Consider the following 19390-nt stretch of genomic DNA (forward strand, 5'->3'; position numbering starts at 1 on the left):
CGAAAAGCCTTGGCTTTTTGCAAATTTTTATTCTTTATTTTTCGTTCAATTGGTTAAGTAGGGAAGTTTTTGTGTTATTTTTTTTCTATTTATTCTGTTTTGATAAAAAAAATAAAACCGACTTGTTGTGGGTTATCTGTTATATTTTTTATCTTTAAGATTAGGAAGGGTTGTTGGGGATATGCTAGCGATAGGCCTTCAAAATTTTAGCAGAACAATTATAAACTTTTTATATCATGTCAAAGAGTGTATTTATCGTTGCAGCGAAACGCACACCAATTGGAAGTTTTGGTGGTGCCTTGTCATCTATTTCGGCGCCAAGTCTCGCGGCCCAGGTTGTTGGGGCTGTAGTTGATGAGGCGGGTATTTCCCGCGATATAGTGGATGAGATTATTATTGGTGCTGTTTTGCAAGCTGATTTGGGACAAGCGCCTGCCCGGCAGGTAGCGCGGTTAGCAGGTTTGTCGGATCATACCGCTGCAACTACCCTTAATAAAGTATGTGCTAGTGGAATGAAAGCAATAGCTGTTGCTGCGCAAAGTATTTTATTGGGAGATGCTGATGTAGTGATTGCTGGTGGGATGGAGAGCATGAGTAGGGTGCCATATTATACGAATAGTATGCGTTGGGGAGCCAAATTTGGAGCCCAGAGTCTGGTTGATGGTTTACAACGTGATGGTTTGAGCGACGCTTATTCGAATGATGCAATGGGAATCTTTGCAGAGTTATGTGCCGAGAACTATCATATTGGTCGTGAAGAACAGGATACTTATGCGATAAGTTCCTATAAAAGAAGCCTAGAGGCTTGGCAAAAAAATAAGTTTTTAAACGAGGTTCAACCTATAACGATACAAAGTCGTAAAGGAGACGTCGTCGTTTCGCGGGATGAAGAGTTTTCGCAGGTCAATTTTGATAAGATACCCGAGCTTAAGCCTGCCTTTAAAAAAGAGGGGACTGTAACTGCCGCAAATGCATCGACAATAAGTGATGGTGCTGCTGCGGTGCTGCTCATGTCTGGCGAGAAATTGGAAGAACTTGGACTTGTCCCCTTAGCAGAGATTATTGCTTATGCTGATGCTGAGCAAGCTCCAGAATGGTTTACGACAACGCCAAGTATTGCCACAAATAAAGTATTAAAAAAAGCGGGTCTGACAATTGCGGATATTGATTATTTTGAATTTAATGAAGCCTTTTCTGTTGTCGCTTTGGCAAATGCACAGATTTTAGGCTTATCTATGAACAAAGTGAATGTTTATGGAGGAGCGGTATCTTTGGGGCATCCATTAGGATGTTCGGGAGCTAGAATTGTTGTAACACTAAGCAGCATCTTAAGACAGGAGGGAGGATCATTAGGGCTGGCAGCGATATGTAATGGTGGCGGTGGTGCCTCGGCAATGATTATTAAAAAGATTTGATGCTTCTTCCAGATAAGATTGCTTTAATTTTATCTGGAAGAAGCTCACGCTTATTGAATTCGGTTGTTTTTAACCACATAGCTTCCAGGAAACTTATTTTATTTGCTATACAAGGTCGTACCCCTACTCTTCATACAGACGGCTTGCCTCGACTCCATGGAGCGCTAGCTCTGATTCGATTTCCGTTGGGTTGAGTCGAATGCCTTCTATGGTTAACAGATTATAAATAGAATCCAAGTCGATCTTCCATTCGTGGATGCCATTCAGTTTTTCAACAGCTTGTTTGATTTTGTCTACAAGACTGGGGTGTTGTGCATTAGTTTCGAAAATGAGCTTTTCCATAGTGTTTCATATTAGGCCTGATTAAAAATCAGGCGGGTTTAACCAAAATAGCGTAGACAATCATTTGATCGGCTAATTACAATAGTCTCAATATAAGGATAATAATCTGAAATTAATGTTTCAAAGTGACTAAATTGTAATGAAACTATTAAATTTTGTAATAAATACATGAGAATTTCACAGTGGTGTATTTGATCTAAAAGCGCTCAAATTTCATTTTATCGTAAATGAATAGAGGGTTTGGTCATCTGGGTTTTCTCAAGCTGGTTTTTCGTTCATAATGAAATTTTAACTAAGTTTGGATGAACATGACGACTGAGATCTCGAATATAATCATTCTGTTATTGCTGACTATTGTTGCTGTAATATTGGGTTTGTACCTCTTTTTAAGACAAAAATACCGGAAACTTGAGGTAGAAAATAGACAACAAAAAGAGCTTTTTAATCGTATGGATAATCAAAAGATAGAACATTTCCATCGGGCTCAATTAAATCCGCATTTGCTTAAAAATTCGTTGAACGGAATACTTTCCCATGCTTATCAAACCTATTATACGATGGACAAATTAGCCATGGTATTGGACTACGTTTTGTACGAAAGTGAAGATGAACTCGTTTCACCGAAGGCCGAAATTGAATTTGCCCGAAATCTCATTGAGATTAACAAGGTAAAATTGAGCCCCTTATTTGATATACGCGTTAAGTTTGATATTGATGAACTAAATAGTTCCTTGTTGAATACACCTTCATTGGTTCCTTTGATGTCTGTGGATTTAATTGAAAACGCATTTAAACATGCAGATTTCCACGGTCCGGATTCTTTTATTGCTATTATGCTGACCTTTAAGAATGGTTTATTCGAATTAGTTGTAAGCAATCGAATATCAAAACGTTCACCATTACAAAAGTCTAAAAGTGGAATAGGCAGCAAAACTTTGGAAGAGCGTCTCATGTTGTATTATCCAGGTAGACATCAACTGCGGCGATTTGTAGAAAATGATGTCTATACTGCCAACCTTCAAATTAGATTGTATGCCGATTGAAAGAAATTTGAAATGTATTCTTTTGGATGATGAAATACCAAGCTTGAGATTTTTGAAAATGCTCTGTGAACAGATTTCTGGTTTAGAGGTGGTTAAAGCTTTTAATGATCCAGCTTCATTATTGAAGGAATACCGCAAGCTAAGTTTTGATTTTTGCATTCTGGATATTGAAATGCCGGAATTTAACGGATTTGACCTAGCCAAAGAGCTAAAAGACTTTCCGATTGTATTTTCTACTGCATATAAACAATATGCGAGCGATGCTTTTGACATCAATGCAGTAGATTATATGCGTAAACCATTGTCCCTGCAACGTCTTCAACAAGCCATTATGAAGGTTGAGCAACTAATTAGCAAGCGATCTGAAACTGTCTCTTTTGCGCAATTTAATACGAATAAAGGAAAAACAGTATTGTATTTCGAACAGATTAACTATGTTCAAATAGCTGAAGTAGACAGCCGGGATAAAACAGTTTATTTGGCGGATGGTTCGTTTATTTTATTGAAAAATATAAGCTTTGATAAGCTGATGGAGATCTTGCCTGAACAGGATTTTATACGTATCAATAAAAAAGAGATCATAGCAACCAAGATCGTCAAATTTTTCTCCGCTGATGAAATTACAAGCAATTTGTCGGACGACCAAGATCTACCCCTTCTTTTTAATTTGGGCGAATCGTACAAGAAAATGTTTTTCGAGAAATTCAGTTGATTACAATTTTTTTTTGTTTCATTACATATTTCCTTCCACCTAGCAGCTGAAAAGCACTAAAACTCTTACAGAATTATATTTTTGTTGAGACTGTATTTTATCCCTCCTTGTTTAGAGAATATTGGTTGGGACTTAGTATGCTATTGTCATTATATTTATTTTAATTGCTATTGAAGATGAGGAAATATAGAAATACAATTTTCTATGTAGTTTTAGTTGGTACATTACTTGGTGTGATGTATTGGATGATTCATTTGGGGGCACAGCTGGAGGCTCCAGAACTACTGCGTGGAGAGAAAACAAGTCAAGGCGCCTGGAAGGATTTTACATCAACTTTATTCCATAGTCTGCAGCATCCGTTAGCGATATTACTGGCGCAAATCGTGACAATCATTATCGCTGCACGTATCATGGGATGGATTTGCATAAAGATTAAGCAGCCCGTCGTAATCGGAGAGATGCTCGCAGGTATCATATTGGGACCATCATTGCTGGGGCTCTATTTTCCGGAATTTTCGCATACACTTTTTCCTGTAGAATCGCTCAGTAATTTGCAGTTTTTGAGTCAAATTGGGCTAATCTTATTTATGTTTATCATTGGAATGGAGCTGGATCTGAATGTGCTGCGAAATAAAGCGCATGATGCTGTTGTCATTTCTCATGCAAGCATTGTGATCCCATTTACGTTGGGAATTTCATTGGCTTATTTTTTATACCTATTCCATCCACCTACAAATGTAGAGTTTCTATCCTATAGCTTGTTTATTGGTATTTCCATGAGCATAACAGCGTTTCCTGTTCTTGCTAGAATTATACAGGAAAGAGGATTGCAGAAAAGTAAGCTAGGTGCAATGGCAATTACCTGCGCTGCTGCAGACGATATTACAGCTTGGTGTATTCTAGCAGTCGTAATTGCAATTGTCAAAGCCGGTGATTTTGCTAGTGCATTGTATACAATCGGGCTGGCTGTTGCTTATGTGCTCATTATGATTAAGATCGTGCGCCCATTTTTGATGCGCGTTGGAGAGGTGAAAGGGAGTAAGGAAGCTTTGAGTAAACCTGTTGTTGCTATTTTCTTTATTGTGTTGTTATTGTCTGCTTATGCAACCGAAGTAATCGGTATCCATGCACTTTTTGGTGCATTTATGGCGGGAGCAATCATGCCCGAAGGAAGTCGATTCCGAACAGCATTCATCGAAAAAATCGAAGATGTCTCTACTTTGTTGTTGTTGCCTTTATTTTTTGTCTATACTGGACTGCGTACGCAGATCGGTCTACTTAATGATCCTCAGTTATGGATGATTACCATTGGTATTATTTTGGTCGCGGTTATTGGGAAATTTGCCGGTAGTACGTTGGCGGCGCGTTTTGTCGGTCAAAGCTGGAAAGATAGTTTGAGTATAGGCGCGTTAATGAATACGCGGGGTTTGATGGAACTTATCGTCCTCAATATTGGATACGATCTTGGCGTTTTAAGTGCTGAATTATTTTCGATGATGGTTGTTATGGCATTGGTCACCACTTTTATGACAGGGCCATCTTTGGATCTGATCAATTTCCTTTATCGACCAAAGAAGAGTTTATTACAGGAAGATCTCCTGGATAAATCAAAATTTAAGATTCTATTGTCTTTTGCGAAAAGTAATACCGGGATTTCACTGTTGTATCTGGCTGATGCGTTAACCTTAAAATCAAAAAAGAACGCTGAAATTACGGCTTTACATATTGAACCTGCCAACGAGTTACATCATTATGAAGTGGAAACCCAGGAGCTGGATAGTTTCCGTGAAATCAAGCAGGTAGCGCAGCAGCTCGAGCAACCTATTCAGACAATCTTTAAAATCTCCAGTGATATCGACAGCGAGATTGTACAAACCTCCAATGAGCGAAATCAGGACTTATTATTGTTGGGTGTCAGTGAATCAATTTATGAAGGAAGCTTACTGGGACGTTTTTTAGATTTTACTACGCGTATTGTGAATCCTGAAAAGTTATTCCATACGGTTACAAATGCCGAATCTCCTTTTATGACATTTGATAGAAATCAACAGATCAATGCCAAAGTTAATGCGATGGTAGGCATTTTGATTGATAAAGAGTTTGTGAAGGCGAAGCGAGTGATTGTTCCTGTCGTTTTAAAAAATGATGAATTTCTATGTGAAATGATAAAACGTCTGATTCAGCATTCAGATGCTCAGATCATAGTTTGGGATCTCAACCAAGTGCTGAAGACCAATGAAAGCTTCAAGGAGAAATTGAGACAATTGGAACAGCTTGTTCCCAACCATCTCACAATAACTGAAAGAGAATTAAATAGTGAGACCTGGCAGGACCAGGACTTAATGTTGATCAGCCTGCCCAGCTGGAACAAAGTTGTCAATAAAAAAGTAAATTGGCTTCCTTTCACGCCATCGACCCTGTTGATGGCAGATCGCAAACCATAAATAAAAAGTAAAAGCCCCTAAATTCAATAATCTAGGGGCTTTTACTTAAGGTATTATAAAGATCTATTTATTGATCTTTTCTATCTTGATTTTTAGTCCGATCAATTTTTCAATATCAGCTAAATACGGTCTTTCTTCTACATCGCAAAAAGAAATGGCTTTTCCTTCCTGACCAGCTCTTCCTGTTCTTCCAATTCGATGAACATAGGTTTCCGGTACATTGGGAAGATCATAGTTAATCACAAGCGGTAGTTGTTCGATATCAATTCCTCTTGCAGCAATATCGGTAGCGATCAAAATTTTAAGATGACTGTCCTTAAATTCACCTAAAGCTTTTTGTCTTGCATTTTGAGATTTATTTCCGTGAATGGCTGCTGCTCTCAAGCCATTTTTCGCAAGCAGCTTAACGATCTTATCGGCACCATGTTTTGTGCGGGAGAAGACAATAGTGCGCTCATGCTTCAGCTTTTTTAATATGCTTGTCAATAATCTGATCTTCTCCTTCTTTTCTACAAAAAATACAGATTGATTTACTTTCTCAGCCGTTGAGCTTACCGGTGTGACGTCAACCTCGACAGGTTTATGTAGTATCCCATGTGCGAATTTACGGATATTAGGAGGCATTGTCGCCGAGAAAAACAATGTCTGTCTCTTTGAAGGAACTTTGGTCAGGATCTTTTTGATATCATGAATAAAGCCCATGTCCAGCATATTGTCCGCCTCGTCCAATATCAAGATCTCGATTTTATCCAGAGAAACTATTTTTTGATTCATCAAATCCAGTAACCGGCCTGGGGTAGCAACAAGAATATCAACACCCTTTTTGATTTCTTTAACTTGCTTTTCTTGGCTTACTCCACCGAAAATAGTGCAATAGTTTAGTTTTAGATATTTCCGGTATAAGTTTATATTGTCTCCAATTTGAATGGCTAGTTCACGAGTTGGCGTAAGGATCAAAGCCCTAATCGGAACGAGCTTACCTAATGTCTTAGTTTCTTCAAGACGTTGTAAAAGCGGAAGTGCAAAAGCGGCTGTTTTGCCGGTTCCCGTTTGTGCACAACCAATAAGATCGTTGCCTTGCAATACAATTGGAATAGCTTTTTGTTGAATTGCAGTGGGGTGTGTGTAGCCTGTTTCGGTTATTGCTTTTAAAAGCGGAGCGATTAAACTGAGTTGTTTAAATTCCATAAATAGTATGTTCGAATTTGTCTTAAATAAAACCTTTGAGAATCCTTTTTATGCTTTTTATTTGAAAACTAAAAGTCTTCAACGGAAAAGTAAAAGATTGCTGAAAAATTGTAAAGGAAGAATAGGAAAAAGAAATGGGATAAGTCATTAAGAATTACCCCATTAACAAGAAAGTGTATTTTTTGGATTACGCCAATTTTACATTTGTAGCGCTGATCCCCTTTGGAGTTCTTTCTACATCATAAGTAACAACGTCGCCTTCAGATACTTGATTTTTAAGCGCAGAAACGTGTACGAAAACATCTGCACTACCATCCTCTGGTGTAATAAAACCAAAACCTTTAGTTTCATTGAAAAATTTAATTTTACCTGTATTCATTATTTTTAATTAAGTGCGGCAAGGTAGTCATAATAAATGATTAATCTTTTATTTTTTTTAATGAAATATAAAATGTGTTGTGTAACTGGGCCTTTTTTTGAACAAGATGTTGATTGGAACAGCGTTAGAGGAAGGAATTTATCGAACATAAATGTATAATAAAACACAATCTCGCCAATCAATGTAACATGGTCAACTCATGATGTTGTTGTTAATGTTCTTATTAATTGTTTAGATAAATATTTGTTCTAAATATTTGTTCTTAGTGAAATTAGTATTAACTTCAACCGCCCCTCCCAAGGGCATGTTTTTCATAGGTAGATGTATGGTCGAGTGATTCTAACTCGACCATTTTTTCGTTTTTTTCATAGGGTTACGCTAGGTTTGTCTATATATATTTTACAATGCTTTTTGCGAGCACCTAGATTCATTTTTGTATTTTCATCGAAGCAATTTGTTTTTAATAATAAAGAAAGCACTTCTTATTCATGGCATTCATCTAAGCATATGTATTCTGCTCGTATTGAGAATTTAGATGATATCCAGTAAAAACAAAACTTAAACCAATATCCAATGAATAGAAAAGATTTTATCAAAACGTCTACTGTTTTAGCTGCATCATCATTTTTTTTTAATGCTAAAGGTTCATATTTTTTAGATCAATCCATCCGGGTTGGATTAATTGGGGTAAACGGTATGGGCTGGTCTGATTTGAATGCATTGTTAAAGAATGATGGCTTGGTGTGTACTGCTCTTTGTGATGTGGATGAAAATATTCTTAAAAAGAGGGCAGAAGAACTTCAAAAAAGAAATATACAGGTCGAAACGTTTGTAGATTATAAGAAGATGCTCAATAGCTCGATTGTGGATGCGGTCATTATTGCAACACCGGATCATTGGCATTGCCTGCAAATGGTAGATGCCGTAAATGCTGGAAAGCATGTATATGTCGAAAAGCCTATTGGTAACTCCATTCTTGAATGTGAATTAATGGTTCAGGCAGCAAAAAAGAATAAGGCTATTGTACAAGTCGGGCAATGGCAAAGAAGTCAGCAACATTTCAAGGACGCCATTGATTTTGTTCATTCTGGTAAATTGGGCAAAATAAGATTGGTAAAAGCTTGGTCTTATCAAGGGTGGAAAAGTGCTATTCCCATAGTGCCCGATGAACCGGTTCCCGCAGGTGTACATTATACGGAATGGCTAGGTCCGGCACAAAAAAGACCATTTAATTCGAATCGATTCCATTTTAATTTTCGATGGTTTTGGGACTATGCAGGAGGTTTGATGACAGATTGGGGCGTGCATATGTTGGATTATGCTTTACTTGGGATGAAGGTTTCCGATCCAAAATCTATTATGGCCTCTGGAGGTAAGTTTGCGTTCCCAGACGATGCAGGCCAAACGCCTGACACGATGACTGCTGTGTATGAGTTTGATGGCTTCAATATCCAATGGGAACATGCCAAAGGAATTGATCTCGGGCCTTATAACCGCAATCACGGTGTCGCATTTATTGGTAACAATGGTACGCTGGTCTTGAATAGATCGGGCTGGGAGGTTATTCCAGAAAAAGGAAGGATGGAAGCGGTCACTATCCAACCTTCTTTAGATAATGGACTGGACAAACATATGGAAAATTTTGTAGCCGCCATTCGCCAACGTAATCCACAGGTACTTCATGCACCAATTGAAGTAGGGGCACATATTGCCATCTTTTCTCAGCTCGGAAATATTGCATTCAGGACAGGACAAAAACTCTACTGGGATAAAGATAAACAGCATTTTACCGATCAGAAAGCAAATAAATACTTAGCTTCGGTTTATCATAACGGTTATAAATACCCAAAAGTATAATGCGTTAAATTGGTTGTTGATTAAAATGATTAATCAACAACCAATGGATGATTTCTTACCAATGGGTCACTCTTTTATTTCTTAAAGAACAAATTCATTTGCAAGATCGATCTCCTCACGATTAATGGAGTGCCCCGCGTTTTGATATACCATGAGCTTTACATTGGCATTCATTTGTGCTAAGATGGATACCGTAGCTTCAACCCGTTCAAGAGGAACATGGAAATCAGGATTACTAGTGCCAATAAAAATAGGCGTTTGTGCGAAGTCACCAGTGTAATTATCACTGTTAATTTCTTTACCTATTACCCCGCCAATAATTGCTATAGCGCCACCAAAGCGCTGTCCATGCCGTGCAAGGTATTCTAGTGTTAAACAGGCACCCTGAGAAAAACCAAAAAAATAGATATTTTCGGAGAGGATCCCATTGTCTAAAGCTAGTTTAACTGTATGATCGATTAGATCAATTGCGGAACTCAACCAAGGTTCGTTCTCTTGTACGGGAGCAATAAAAGAATAGGGGTACCAAGTGTGATTTTCTGCCTGCGGTGCAAGTAGTGCAAAATTATCGACATGAAGATAGGATGACATGCCAAGGATGTCTTCTGCACTCCCCCCACGACCATGGATCATGACAATGGCTTTTTTTGCCTGTTCTAAATTTTGACCAGCTGTTTTAATATTTATTGAATGACTCATTTTATCCTTTCATGTTTGGTAATTTATACCGTTTTTTTAAACCAAACGTCTTGATATAGTTCTGGATGACGATGAAACTGCGCATTTACATAAGGACATAATGGAACAATTTTCATGTTGTTTTCGCGCGCATGAGCTACCAATTTCTCGAGCAGTATTTTTGCAAATCCTCTTCCCTCATAGGCTTCGTCCACCTCTGTATGGTAAACAACGAGATTACCGTCAATGATAGCGATACTCATTAAACCTGCTTTGCGTTCATCGGAGAATAATTGAAGCTCTCCACGTTGATTTTTGTCTAATACAATTTCAGTTCTTTCCATAACTTCCTCGTTTGTAGAATGATGTTTATATATTTTAATTAATCGATTTTTGGCAATGTCTGTTCAATCTGCGAACGGTAGCTTTCATATTGCTTTGGTAATTTCAGTGCAGATCCTAAGCTGGATAGCGGTTCGTCTACTGTAAATCCGGGATTGTCCGTAGCGAGTTCAAATAAGACACCACCAGGTTCACGAAAATAGAGTGAGAAAAAGTAATCTCTATCTATTTTTGGTGTGATATCTAATCCTGCTGAAAGCACCTTTTCACGATACTCCATCAAAACATTGTCGTCCTTTACCCGAAATGCGACATGATGGTTTGTGCCAGCTGCATTTTTGCCGTATGGCAGATTTTTATCCGCTATTATGTCAACGCTATTAGCGGTATCAATGCTATCAGTTGTTAACCTATAACGATTATCATCCTGCTGCTCGAGCGAATAACCCAAAATATCGGTCAATACTTTTAGTGTCGGATCTGCTTCTTTTAAAGAAAGCGTGATATTATGGAAGCCTTTTAGTGCGTGTTCGGCATTGATGTCAGTCGTTGTCCATGCCTTTCTATCATCTTTCGTTTCAATAAATTGAAGCTGCAATCCATCGGGATCATTAAATGAAATTAGCTTCTCTCCAAAAATTTCATTTTCCTGTAAACTAATCTGATGTTCCCCTAAACGATTTTTCCAAAAATCCAAACTCCCTTGAGGTACCGCATAGCCAATATGAGTTGCCATTCCCGCTCCCGGTGTACCCTTTCCGATACCTTCCCAAGGGAAAAACGTAAGGATCGTTCCCGGTTCGCCCTGTTCATTACCGAAATAGAAGTGGTAGGTCCCAGGGTCGTCGAAATTAACTGTTTTTTTGACAAGGCGTACGCCCAGTACTTTATGATAAAAAGATTAGTAAAAAGCAAAGTTAAGCAAAACGATTAAATCCGTTGCTATACAATGTTTTATAAAGAAGTAGTCTTTATTTGGAACTCGGTGTCAGATAGGTTTTGGGCTTGAAATGACAAAGTTAAGTTACTAATTCGTTACCGATTAATAGAGGTTCCTTAATAGCTTAAACGGTTATATTTCAGTGTTTTGCACTTATTTTTATATTTCCTTGTAACTCAATGTAAATTAATTTTAAACATTAAACATTTGAGTTATGACGCAGACAAAAAAATCAACGTTCAAACTGCTTTTCTACTTGAAAAAGAACGAACTGAAAAAAAATGGTAATGCTCCAATTATGGCACGTATTACCATTGACGGAACACCTAAAACTTTTGGGACAAAGTTAGAAATTGACCCTAGCAATTGGGATCTAAAATATGGAAGAGTTGAGGGCAAAAGCGCAACAGCTTTAAATATTAATAAAAAGTTGGATAACATACGTGGGCGTATCGACAAAATTTATGAAGATATGCTGAAACACGAGGGCTTTGCTACTTCCCAAAAAGTAAAGCTCTCATTCTTGGGTGTTGGTGTAATGGATGATGCAATTCTAAAAGTCTTTAACGATAAAAATGAGGATTTTAAAAAATTAGTTGACAAGGAAGAACGTTCACAAAGCACCTACAACAAGTACATCACGGTTTATAATCATCTTACCACTTTTATCAAAGAACGCTATCATCGTGATGATATGGCCTTTCGGGAATTGACTGGAGATTTTATTAGGGAATTCGATTTTTATCTTCGGTACGATTTACAATCTACACATAATACGGTTTGGGTTTACACGATGCCCGTACTAAGTCTGGTAGAATTGGCTATAAAAAAAGGTTTGATACGTGATAATCCGTTTCAAGATTATGAAATTAATATGGAAGAAACCGACAGGGGTTATATTCTTAAAGAAGATGTAGAAAAACTGATGATGTGTGCACCGCCCCACCCACGGTATGAGCTTGTGAAAGATCTTTTTATTTTCAGTTGTTTTACCGGACTTGCTTATGCGGATATTAAAAAACTAACAAGGAACAATATTCAGTCTTTCTTCGATGGCCATCAATGGATCATCAGCAGAAGAAAAAAATCAGATATTGCTTCTAATGTTCGATTAATGGAAATCCCAAAACGTATTATAGAAAAATACCTCGGTAGCACTCGTAATGAGTTTATCTTTCCAGTTCCAACTAATGTAACCTGCAATACTCACATTGGCAAATTAATTGAAAAAGCTGAAATTATTACAGAACAAAAAGTAACTTTTCACACCGCAAGACACACATTTGGAACGATGTTTTTGACCGAAGGCGTACCTCTTGAAAGCCTTAGCAAAATGATGGGACATAAAAACATTTCAACTACACAGATTTATGCTAAAATTACCAGCCAAAAGATTAGTAAGGATATGGATTTAGTAGCTCCTAAATTTAAGGAGATTGAAGAAGCGTTTTTACAGGTTATATAGTTAATCACAATTTGATAATTACTAGCAGAACTTAACGGTTCTGCTTTTTTTATGCCCATATTTTATAGCCAAAGCACATTTACTTCGCTCTGCTATTCCCTTTCTGTAAAAGAGCTTTTCGGCTACTTCTGGAACAGAAGATTAAAAAATGTTGCCATCTACGCCTCCCACACAAATACATTTTCTAATCCTCTGCTAGTGTGGCTTTGATAACCCACCGCTTTAAAAAAGTGTTTTAAAAATTCAGCGAATTGGAAGTGTTATTTCAATTCACTGAAAACCATTTCTCAATGCCATCTTCTTGGCTTCCACATTCATTTTATCCAAAGACCCGTATGCTTTTTTGTCCCATTTCAAGAGCAAAGGTATTTCCGTGTTCTTAACGCATCACAAAGGTCAAGCAAGTTTGGAAAATAATCTCCACCCGTTGGGTAGTATTTTTTTCCAAAACCTTGGTGATGCTAAACACGAACCTTTTATGCTCGTGAAACGAAACATAGCATACTCCGGCTCTTTAAACGAATAAAAAAAAATGTCAGATATGAAGATTAAAAACATTGGAAATGGTAATGAAACGAAACAGCACCTCCTCTCATTGCCGAATAAATCAAAAAAAAATCAAAATCAATAACTAAAAATTAAAGAATATGAACATCACAGGAAGATTGACAAGGGATGCGGAAGTACGCATAACGTCACAGGACAAACAAGTAGTAAACTTTTCAGTAGCGACCAACGACAGCTACCGTAACAAACAGGGCGAACGCATAGAGCAAACAACCTATTTCGATTGCTCCTATTGGATAACCCCGAATGTAGCCAAGCTACTCACAAAAGGTACTTTGGTAGAACTATCGGGACGAGTAAGCACAAGAGCGTGGACAGGTAATGATGGAGAACCAAGAGCAGGACTGAATTTCCATACCTCTCAAATCAAATTGCACGGAGGTGGCAAAAAATCGGAAACGGCACAAGCTACCACAAGCACAAACAATAGCAAGGCAGAAGACGACCTCCCATTTTAATCAAGAACATTCAATCATTTTTAACATCAAAATTTCTAACATTATGGCACATAATATCAATTTTAACGAGAGAACAGGACGTTATTCATTTTTTAGCGTACAACAAAAAGCATGGCACAACTTGGGGCAAATCGTGAAGCAATACCCGACAAGCGAGGAAGCTATCAAACACGCAGGGTTAGATTACGAAGTCGTAAAATCCCCACTTTTTACCAAAGGTTCGGGCATTATCGAAACGGCTAACGGTATAGAGATAGGCAGTAGAGAATTAGAAGTTCCTAACTATTTCGCCAACATTCGCACCGATAACAATAAGGTATTGGGAGTAGTCGGCAAGGATTACCATATCGTACAAAACCGTGAAGCCTTTAATTTCTTTGATGCTATTGTAGGTGGTGGCGAGGGCATTCTGTACGAAACCGCAGGAGCATTAGGCAACGGAGAACGTATTTTTATCACAGCCAAACTGCCTGACTATATCCGTGTAGGCAATGGCGATGATGTTACGGAAAAATACATTTTCCTAACCACTTCGCATGATGGTAGCGGAAGTATCACAGCCGCATTTACACCAATCCGTATCGTTTGCCAAAATACCTTAAACGCTTCATTACGCAATATGACCAATGTTGTCCGTATCAAACACACTTCGGGAGCAAAAGGACGTATCGAGAACGCTCACAAGATTATGGGACTTGCCAACACATTGAGCAACCAATTAGAGGGAATTTTCAATGAATGGGCAAAAGTAAAGGTAACAGACCGAGAGGTTAAAAAGCTAATTCAATTGGCACTTTGCCCGAATAAGGAAACCTTTGATTTAATCAAAAAAGGTGCGGAAGATGAAATTTCAACCGTGTTCAAAAACACCGTTGAAGATGCTTTTGCATACGCAATGATAAGCGACACCCAACAAATGGATACGACAAAAGGAACATTGTTCGGAGCTTATAATGCGGTTACAGGTGCGCCCGTACTGGGTGTGTGATAAATATACCATTAGCAAGGTATTAGGTTAGTGTTCTTTGAAACCTATGATCAACCGACTTATCCGAATGGGAAACCAAACGGGGAGTATAGCATGTCGGTAAAACCATAAGTCAACCAGTTGTCAGGTTGCGACTGAATGGGGAGATGAAAGAAACAGATATGAGGATAAAATCGAATCTGATTGAATGATAGTCTGAGTGGCAATCGGCGTAGCTATGGCGTAAGACAACTGAAATCGTCATACTGTACCACTCTTTTTCTGTCCTGTCAGGAAGGAGAGCAAGAACAAGGTACGGCACAACTACAGTAAGTAGAAAAGGACAAGTCATATCCGACAATCTGTTTAAGCTATGTTATCACACATCTAAACGGGGATTGCCTAATTCGGAATGCCACTGGCGTGGCTATGGGGTGCAGACCCTTGAATATCCGATATGGCAACGGAGTCTCCGTAGTAGTCCGAGCAAGGGAAAGCCTTGTACATGGCGAAGGGAGACAGCTAATATCTTTTAGTACAAACAATGGAAAATGTGAGAGACATTATGAGAAATCCGGAATTAGTATTAAACAGTCTATCAGTGCACAGTAAGAATACTGGTTATAAGTACGAAAGGCTTTACAGGCTCCTATTCAATAAGGAGTTGTTCTACGAGGCTTACCAACGCATTTATGCGAAGGAAGGCAACATGACCGAAGGTTCAGATGGCAAGACCATTGACAGTATGAGCCTATCGAGAATTGAGGGGTTAATAGACAAACTCAAAGATGAGAGTTATCAGCCAAACCCTTCAAAGAGGGTGTATATCGCCAAGAAAAATGGACAGAAACGTCCTTTGGGCATTCCATCTTTTGATGACAAATTGGTACAGGAAACACTACGTATGATACTTGAAGCCATATTCGAGAAGCAGTTTGAGAACAGCTCTCACGGTTTCAGACCCAAACGTAGTTGCCATACTGCATTAATTGAAATTAAAAAGACATTCAGTGGTACTGCATGGTTTATTGAAGGAGATATTAAAGGCTTTTTCGATAATATCAGCCATAATGTACTTATTGACATACTCAAAGAACGAATCAAAGACGACAGGTTCATCCGACTGATACGGAAGTTTCTGAATGCAGGCTATATGGAGGACAGAATGTACCATAAAACCTACAGCGGAACTCCACAGGGAGGTATAATCAGTCCCATATTGGCGAACATCTATTTGGATAAACTTGATAAATACGTCAAGGAATATATCTCCAAATTCGACAAAGGGGTCAAACGTAGGATAACAAAAGAAGCCAAAAGTAATGAACATCGTAAATCTTACTTGCTTGGAAAACTGAAACAGGAAAAAGAAGAATATCAAAAGAAAATCCTAAAGGAGCAAATCAGAAAGGTAGAAATGGACAGGTTACAAATCCCTCGATGTGACGAGATGGACGCAGGATACAGAAGACTGAAATACGTAAGATATGCAGACGACTTCCTGATTGGGATAATTGGAAGCAAGGAAGAGTGCAAAAATATCAAAGAGGATATCAAATTGTTCCTTGATGAAAAACTTAAGCTCACTCTTTCCGAAGAAAAAACACTGATTACCCATACTGGAAAGCCCGCATCTTTTCTCGGTTTTCAAATCTATGTACAGCGTTCAAATCTACGCAGGAGAGATAAAAATGGTTTCCTTAAAAGAGCCTATAACAAAAGAGTTGTGTTAAAAGTGTCCGAAGAAACAGTGCGAAATAAACTATTGCACTACAGAACACTGAAAATAGTAACTCATAAAGGCAAAGAGCATTGGAGACCAGTCCGAAGACCACAGCTCATCAACAATGATGACCTTGAAATACTGAACAGGCATAACGCTGAAATCAGAGGGTTTTACAATTACTACTCAATAGCTGATAACTGTAAAAGGATTGATTCATTTGCCTACATCATGGAATACAGTATGTACAAAACCTTTGCAGCAAAATACAAGTCAACTATCCCTAAGATACTTGATAAGTACATGCACAATAAGGACTTCACCGTATTCTACAAGAATAAAAAAGGGCAGATGAAAAAGGTAGTCTTCTATAATAATGGTTTCAGGAAAAACAGAGAAGCCATTGCGAATATTTCAATGGATATGCTTCCTGATACTTATTACACAAGGTCGGTAACAAGCCTTATTGACAGATTAAAAGCAGAAAAATGTGAATTGTGCGGAAGCACAGAGCAACTTGAAATGCATCACGTCAGAAAGCTAAAAGATGTCACGGGTAAGGAACCGTGGAAATTGGTAATGATAGCAAGGAGAAGAAAAACTATGGCGGTTTGCCATGGTTGCCACAGAAAAATTCATGATGGTGGATAGACTGCGGATATTAGTGGAGAGCCGTATACATGGAGACATGTACGTACGGTTCGGGGGAGAGTTCAGGAAAACCTGTCATAGAAATATGATAAGGCGTCAGGTGCTTATCCCACGTTACTATCAGAACGTAAGAAATTACAAGAATGATGAAGCCAAGTTGCAGAGCATTGTATTGGGTGGCACTGCTCAACTCAAATCACAGAAAGCATTTGAATTGTGTAATGGTTTTGCTTTAGATGGTGCAGAAACCCTAAACCTTAATTAAATAACAACAGGCTACCGCTTTAATCGGTGGTAGCCTACTAAAAACAAAAGTTATGGCAAATTGGTGCAGTAATACAGTTGTATTCGAGGGGAAACCCGAAACAATCACAGCAATACAGGAACTTTTTCAATCAATGAAGGAAAAGGAAGAAAAAATCGAAGAAGGACAATTACCCGAATTTATTTCTAAAGATAATGGTGGTTATTTCTTCAATATCTATTGGAATGAAGGCGATGAAGGACAATTTCAATATGAAACAAAGTGGTCACCAAATATGGAAATCATTCAAAAGATAGCGGAGCATTACGAAGTGAATTTCACACACGACTATGAAGAAATGGGCAATCTTGTATATGGCAGGGCAACATTTTATGACAAGCTACTCACAGATGTTTATTTGGAAGACGTGGATTTTGAGCAATACGAATTTGATGAAGAAAACGAAACCTACCATTTTGAGGGTAATGATTACGAAAGCGATTACGAGATATTAGAAAACTTGTTGGAGCGGAAAATTAAAATTCAAGAAACTTAAAACCAAAGGCAATGGAAACAAGAACAATAGCTACAAAGTTTGTACGCCAAGATGTACCCGAATTGGCAACCCTGCAAAATGCAAAGGTTTACCTATTAAGGGAAAAACTGAACAAAGGCGACAAGTTGAACCGAGCCGAAAAAAATTGGCTTGCCGAAGCAGTAAACCGAAACGCCTATTTCAAAAGAGCCGTCCCGCTTATGGGTTATCGTTTTGGTTTCTAGGATGTTTTAAAATCCTATATCGTAAAGCAGTACGGCAGTTGGGCAGAATACAACGCTCCCGACAAAACAAGTCTTAGAAGTATCATTTATGGTAGGATTGACCAAATAGCGGAAATCAGCAAATAACACTTAAAGCCAAGTACGATGAAAATCATAGATAAAAAAGGGAATTGGATTGAAGTTACCGACCTCATAAAAGCTATTCAACAAACAGGTTGGTATAAAGAATATCAGCACGACCCACCAACAGAAACAGACAAGGAAAGACAGGAATATTGGGCAGATATGCACGAGAAACTTAAAAAAGAAAAAAGTATTAACAATTAAAATTTTAGAACGATGAACACCAATTTTTTCAATCAGATACAGCAGTTAGACTTTACAGGAGTATTACAACTGAACATTTCAAAAGGAATAGAAAGCAACCTAATTGTAACAGTATTGCTCAATAACGAACAATGCGGAGATAGTGCAAAAAACCTAATTCCACCATTGACCTTTAACGCCACACCCCAGGAGTTTGACGAGGGATTTTTTGAGCAGATAACCACACCTATACAAAAGGTATCGAGCTTAATGGTGGATATGGAGAAATTTCAAAAGCAACTTGATGAAGCCAAAGCACAATCGGCAATCGAGAAAGCAAAAACCGAAAAAGAGAAAAAAGAAAAAGAAGTCAAAGACAAGAAGTTTAAAGATGCAATGGCAAAGGCGGACGAGTTGGAGAAAGAGGGCAAATTCCGTGAAGCGTGGATAAAAGTTCCCGATATAACGGAGTTTCCCGAAAAAGCAGACGAGATACGCAAACGCAAAACCTCATTATCAGACAAGTTTGCCACGCCGAGCCTTTTCGGAGCAATTGACGAAACAAAACCCAAACTTCTACAAGCGGAAGCAGTTGCGGACGATTATCCTATTGATGAAGCGGACGAAGAAGAATAAAAGTGTTAACCCCAAAATTAGAAAGTTATGTTATTAGCAACCCAATTAGAGCGAGTGTTTATACTCAAAGATAAAGGACAGGACATCAGACTGACCGACCCCGAACCACGTTGGAGCGTGGAAGCCGTAATGAATTTTTACGCCAATATGTACCCGATTTTGACAACGGCAAAAGTATCTGCACCACAAATAAAAGACGATGCAGTCGAGTACAAGTTTGAGAGTGTAATGGGTACGAAAGGTTAACCAAATA

19 protein-coding genes and 2 pseudogenes are annotated in these 19390 nt (G+C 38.3%); 15 read left to right on the top strand and 6 right to left on the bottom strand.

Going from position 1 to position 19390, the window contains the following annotated elements:
- The first annotated feature begins 236 nt into the window (after positions 1 to 236).
- Positions 237 to 1415: a thiolase family protein gene (locus tag A9970_RS25565; RefSeq protein ID WP_182984178.1), complete on the top strand. Its 1179-nt coding sequence runs from the start codon at positions 237 to 239 to the stop codon at positions 1413 to 1415.
- A 123-nt stretch (positions 1416 to 1538) separates the two neighbouring features.
- On the opposite strand, the gene A9970_RS25570 is transcribed toward A9970_RS25565, so the two are convergent.
- On the bottom strand, positions 1539 to 1757 hold the full coding sequence (locus tag A9970_RS25570) for a hypothetical protein (protein WP_046672939.1): 219 nt from the start codon (positions 1755 to 1757) through the stop codon (positions 1539 to 1541).
- Positions 1758 to 2059: 302 nt separating this feature from the next.
- Here A9970_RS25570 and A9970_RS25575 point away from each other — a divergent pair, with 302 nt between their 5' ends.
- From A9970_RS25575 to A9970_RS25585, 3 genes are all read left to right on the top strand, one after another.
- Complete coding sequence (locus A9970_RS25575) at positions 2060 to 2800, top strand: histidine kinase (RefSeq protein ID WP_220801695.1); 741 nt, start codon at positions 2060 to 2062, stop codon at positions 2798 to 2800.
- Positions 2790 to 3512, top strand: coding sequence for a LytTR family DNA-binding domain-containing protein (locus tag A9970_RS25580; protein ID WP_202883747.1), 723 nt, complete (start codon positions 2790 to 2792; stop codon positions 3510 to 3512). Before A9970_RS25575 ends, A9970_RS25580 begins: the two co-directional genes overlap by 11 nt.
- A 176-nt stretch (positions 3513 to 3688) precedes the next feature.
- Entirely contained in the window at positions 3689 to 5956 is a 2268-nt protein-coding gene (locus tag A9970_RS25585) for a cation:proton antiporter (protein WP_153846753.1), read from the top strand.
- Between the two features lie 63 nt (positions 5957 to 6019).
- Here A9970_RS25585 and A9970_RS25590 read toward each other — a convergent pair whose 3' ends face one another.
- Positions 6020 to 7144, bottom strand: coding sequence for a DEAD/DEAH box helicase (locus A9970_RS25590; RefSeq protein WP_153846754.1), 1125 nt, complete (start codon positions 7142 to 7144; stop codon positions 6020 to 6022).
- 187 nt (positions 7145 to 7331) lie between these two features.
- Complete coding sequence (locus tag A9970_RS25595; protein ID WP_046672944.1) at positions 7332 to 7523, bottom strand: cold-shock protein; 192 nt, start codon at positions 7521 to 7523, stop codon at positions 7332 to 7334.
- A 573-nt stretch (positions 7524 to 8096) separates the two neighbouring features.
- Between A9970_RS25595 and A9970_RS25600 the strand changes: the two genes are divergently transcribed.
- Positions 8097 to 9380 (top strand): Gfo/Idh/MocA family protein, encoded by a 1284-nt coding sequence (locus tag A9970_RS25600; RefSeq protein WP_182984179.1) that lies wholly within the window; start codon positions 8097 to 8099, stop codon positions 9378 to 9380.
- An 81-nt stretch (positions 9381 to 9461) separates the two neighbouring features.
- Here A9970_RS25600 and A9970_RS25605 read toward each other — a convergent pair whose 3' ends face one another.
- The 3 genes from A9970_RS25605 to A9970_RS25615 are packed head-to-tail and all read right to left on the bottom strand — an operon-like array spanning position 9462 to position 11136.
- A complete protein-coding gene (locus tag A9970_RS25605) occupies positions 9462 to 10079 on the bottom strand; it encodes an alpha/beta hydrolase (protein WP_182984180.1) in 618 nt (205 codons plus the stop codon).
- 23 nt (positions 10080 to 10102) lie between these two features.
- Positions 10103 to 10402: a GNAT family N-acetyltransferase gene (locus A9970_RS25610; RefSeq protein WP_153846757.1), complete on the bottom strand. Its 300-nt coding sequence runs from the start codon at positions 10400 to 10402 to the stop codon at positions 10103 to 10105.
- Positions 10403 to 10440: 38 nt separating this feature from the next.
- Complete coding sequence (locus tag A9970_RS25615) at positions 10441 to 11136, bottom strand: ring-cleaving dioxygenase (protein WP_409079955.1); 696 nt, start codon at positions 11134 to 11136, stop codon at positions 10441 to 10443.
- Positions 11137 to 11554: 418 nt separating this feature from the next.
- Here A9970_RS25615 and A9970_RS25620 point away from each other — a divergent pair, with 418 nt between their 5' ends.
- From A9970_RS25620 to A9970_RS25665, 10 genes and pseudogenes are all read left to right on the top strand, one after another.
- Positions 11555 to 12805, top strand: coding sequence for a site-specific integrase (locus tag A9970_RS25620; RefSeq protein WP_037438455.1), 1251 nt, complete (start codon positions 11555 to 11557; stop codon positions 12803 to 12805).
- A gap of 647 nt (positions 12806 to 13452) precedes the next feature.
- Positions 13453 to 13830, top strand: a complete 378-nt coding sequence (locus A9970_RS25625) for a single-stranded DNA-binding protein (protein ID WP_037438456.1) — start codon at positions 13453 to 13455, stop codon at positions 13828 to 13830.
- Positions 13831 to 13873: 43 nt separating this feature from the next.
- A pseudogene (locus A9970_RS25630) lies at positions 13874 to 14797 on the top strand (DUF932 domain-containing protein); the annotation flags it as partial.
- Between the two features lie 565 nt (positions 14798 to 15362).
- On the top strand, positions 15363 to 17171 hold the full coding sequence (locus A9970_RS25635; RefSeq protein WP_124535635.1) for a reverse transcriptase/maturase family protein: 1809 nt from the start codon (positions 15363 to 15365) through the stop codon (positions 17169 to 17171).
- Positions 17158 to 17436, top strand: a complete 279-nt coding sequence (locus A9970_RS28800; RefSeq protein ID WP_259655476.1) for a hypothetical protein — start codon at positions 17158 to 17160, stop codon at positions 17434 to 17436. Before A9970_RS25635 ends, A9970_RS28800 begins: the two co-directional genes overlap by 14 nt.
- Positions 17437 to 17488: 52 nt before the next feature.
- Complete coding sequence (locus A9970_RS25645; protein WP_037438458.1) at positions 17489 to 17971, top strand: hypothetical protein; 483 nt, start codon at positions 17489 to 17491, stop codon at positions 17969 to 17971.
- A gap of 11 nt (positions 17972 to 17982) precedes the next feature.
- Positions 17983 to 18321: pseudogene (locus tag A9970_RS28970) on the top strand (molybdenum ABC transporter ATP-binding protein).
- An 18-nt stretch (positions 18322 to 18339) separates the two neighbouring features.
- A complete protein-coding gene (locus A9970_RS25655) occupies positions 18340 to 18522 on the top strand; it encodes a hypothetical protein (RefSeq protein WP_037438459.1) in 183 nt (60 codons plus the stop codon).
- Positions 18523 to 18534: 12 nt separating this feature from the next.
- Positions 18535 to 19137: a PRTRC system protein E gene (locus A9970_RS25660; RefSeq protein ID WP_037438460.1), complete on the top strand. Its 603-nt coding sequence runs from the start codon at positions 18535 to 18537 to the stop codon at positions 19135 to 19137.
- A 27-nt stretch (positions 19138 to 19164) separates the two neighbouring features.
- Positions 19165 to 19383, top strand: coding sequence for a PRTRC system protein C (locus tag A9970_RS25665; RefSeq protein WP_037438461.1), 219 nt, complete (start codon positions 19165 to 19167; stop codon positions 19381 to 19383).
- The last annotated feature ends 7 nt before the right edge of the window (positions 19384 to 19390 follow it).

The sequence above is a fragment of the Sphingobacterium sp. UME9 genome (assembly GCF_014170215.1).
Classification (GTDB): domain Bacteria; phylum Bacteroidota; class Bacteroidia; order Sphingobacteriales; family Sphingobacteriaceae; genus Sphingobacterium; species Sphingobacterium paramultivorum.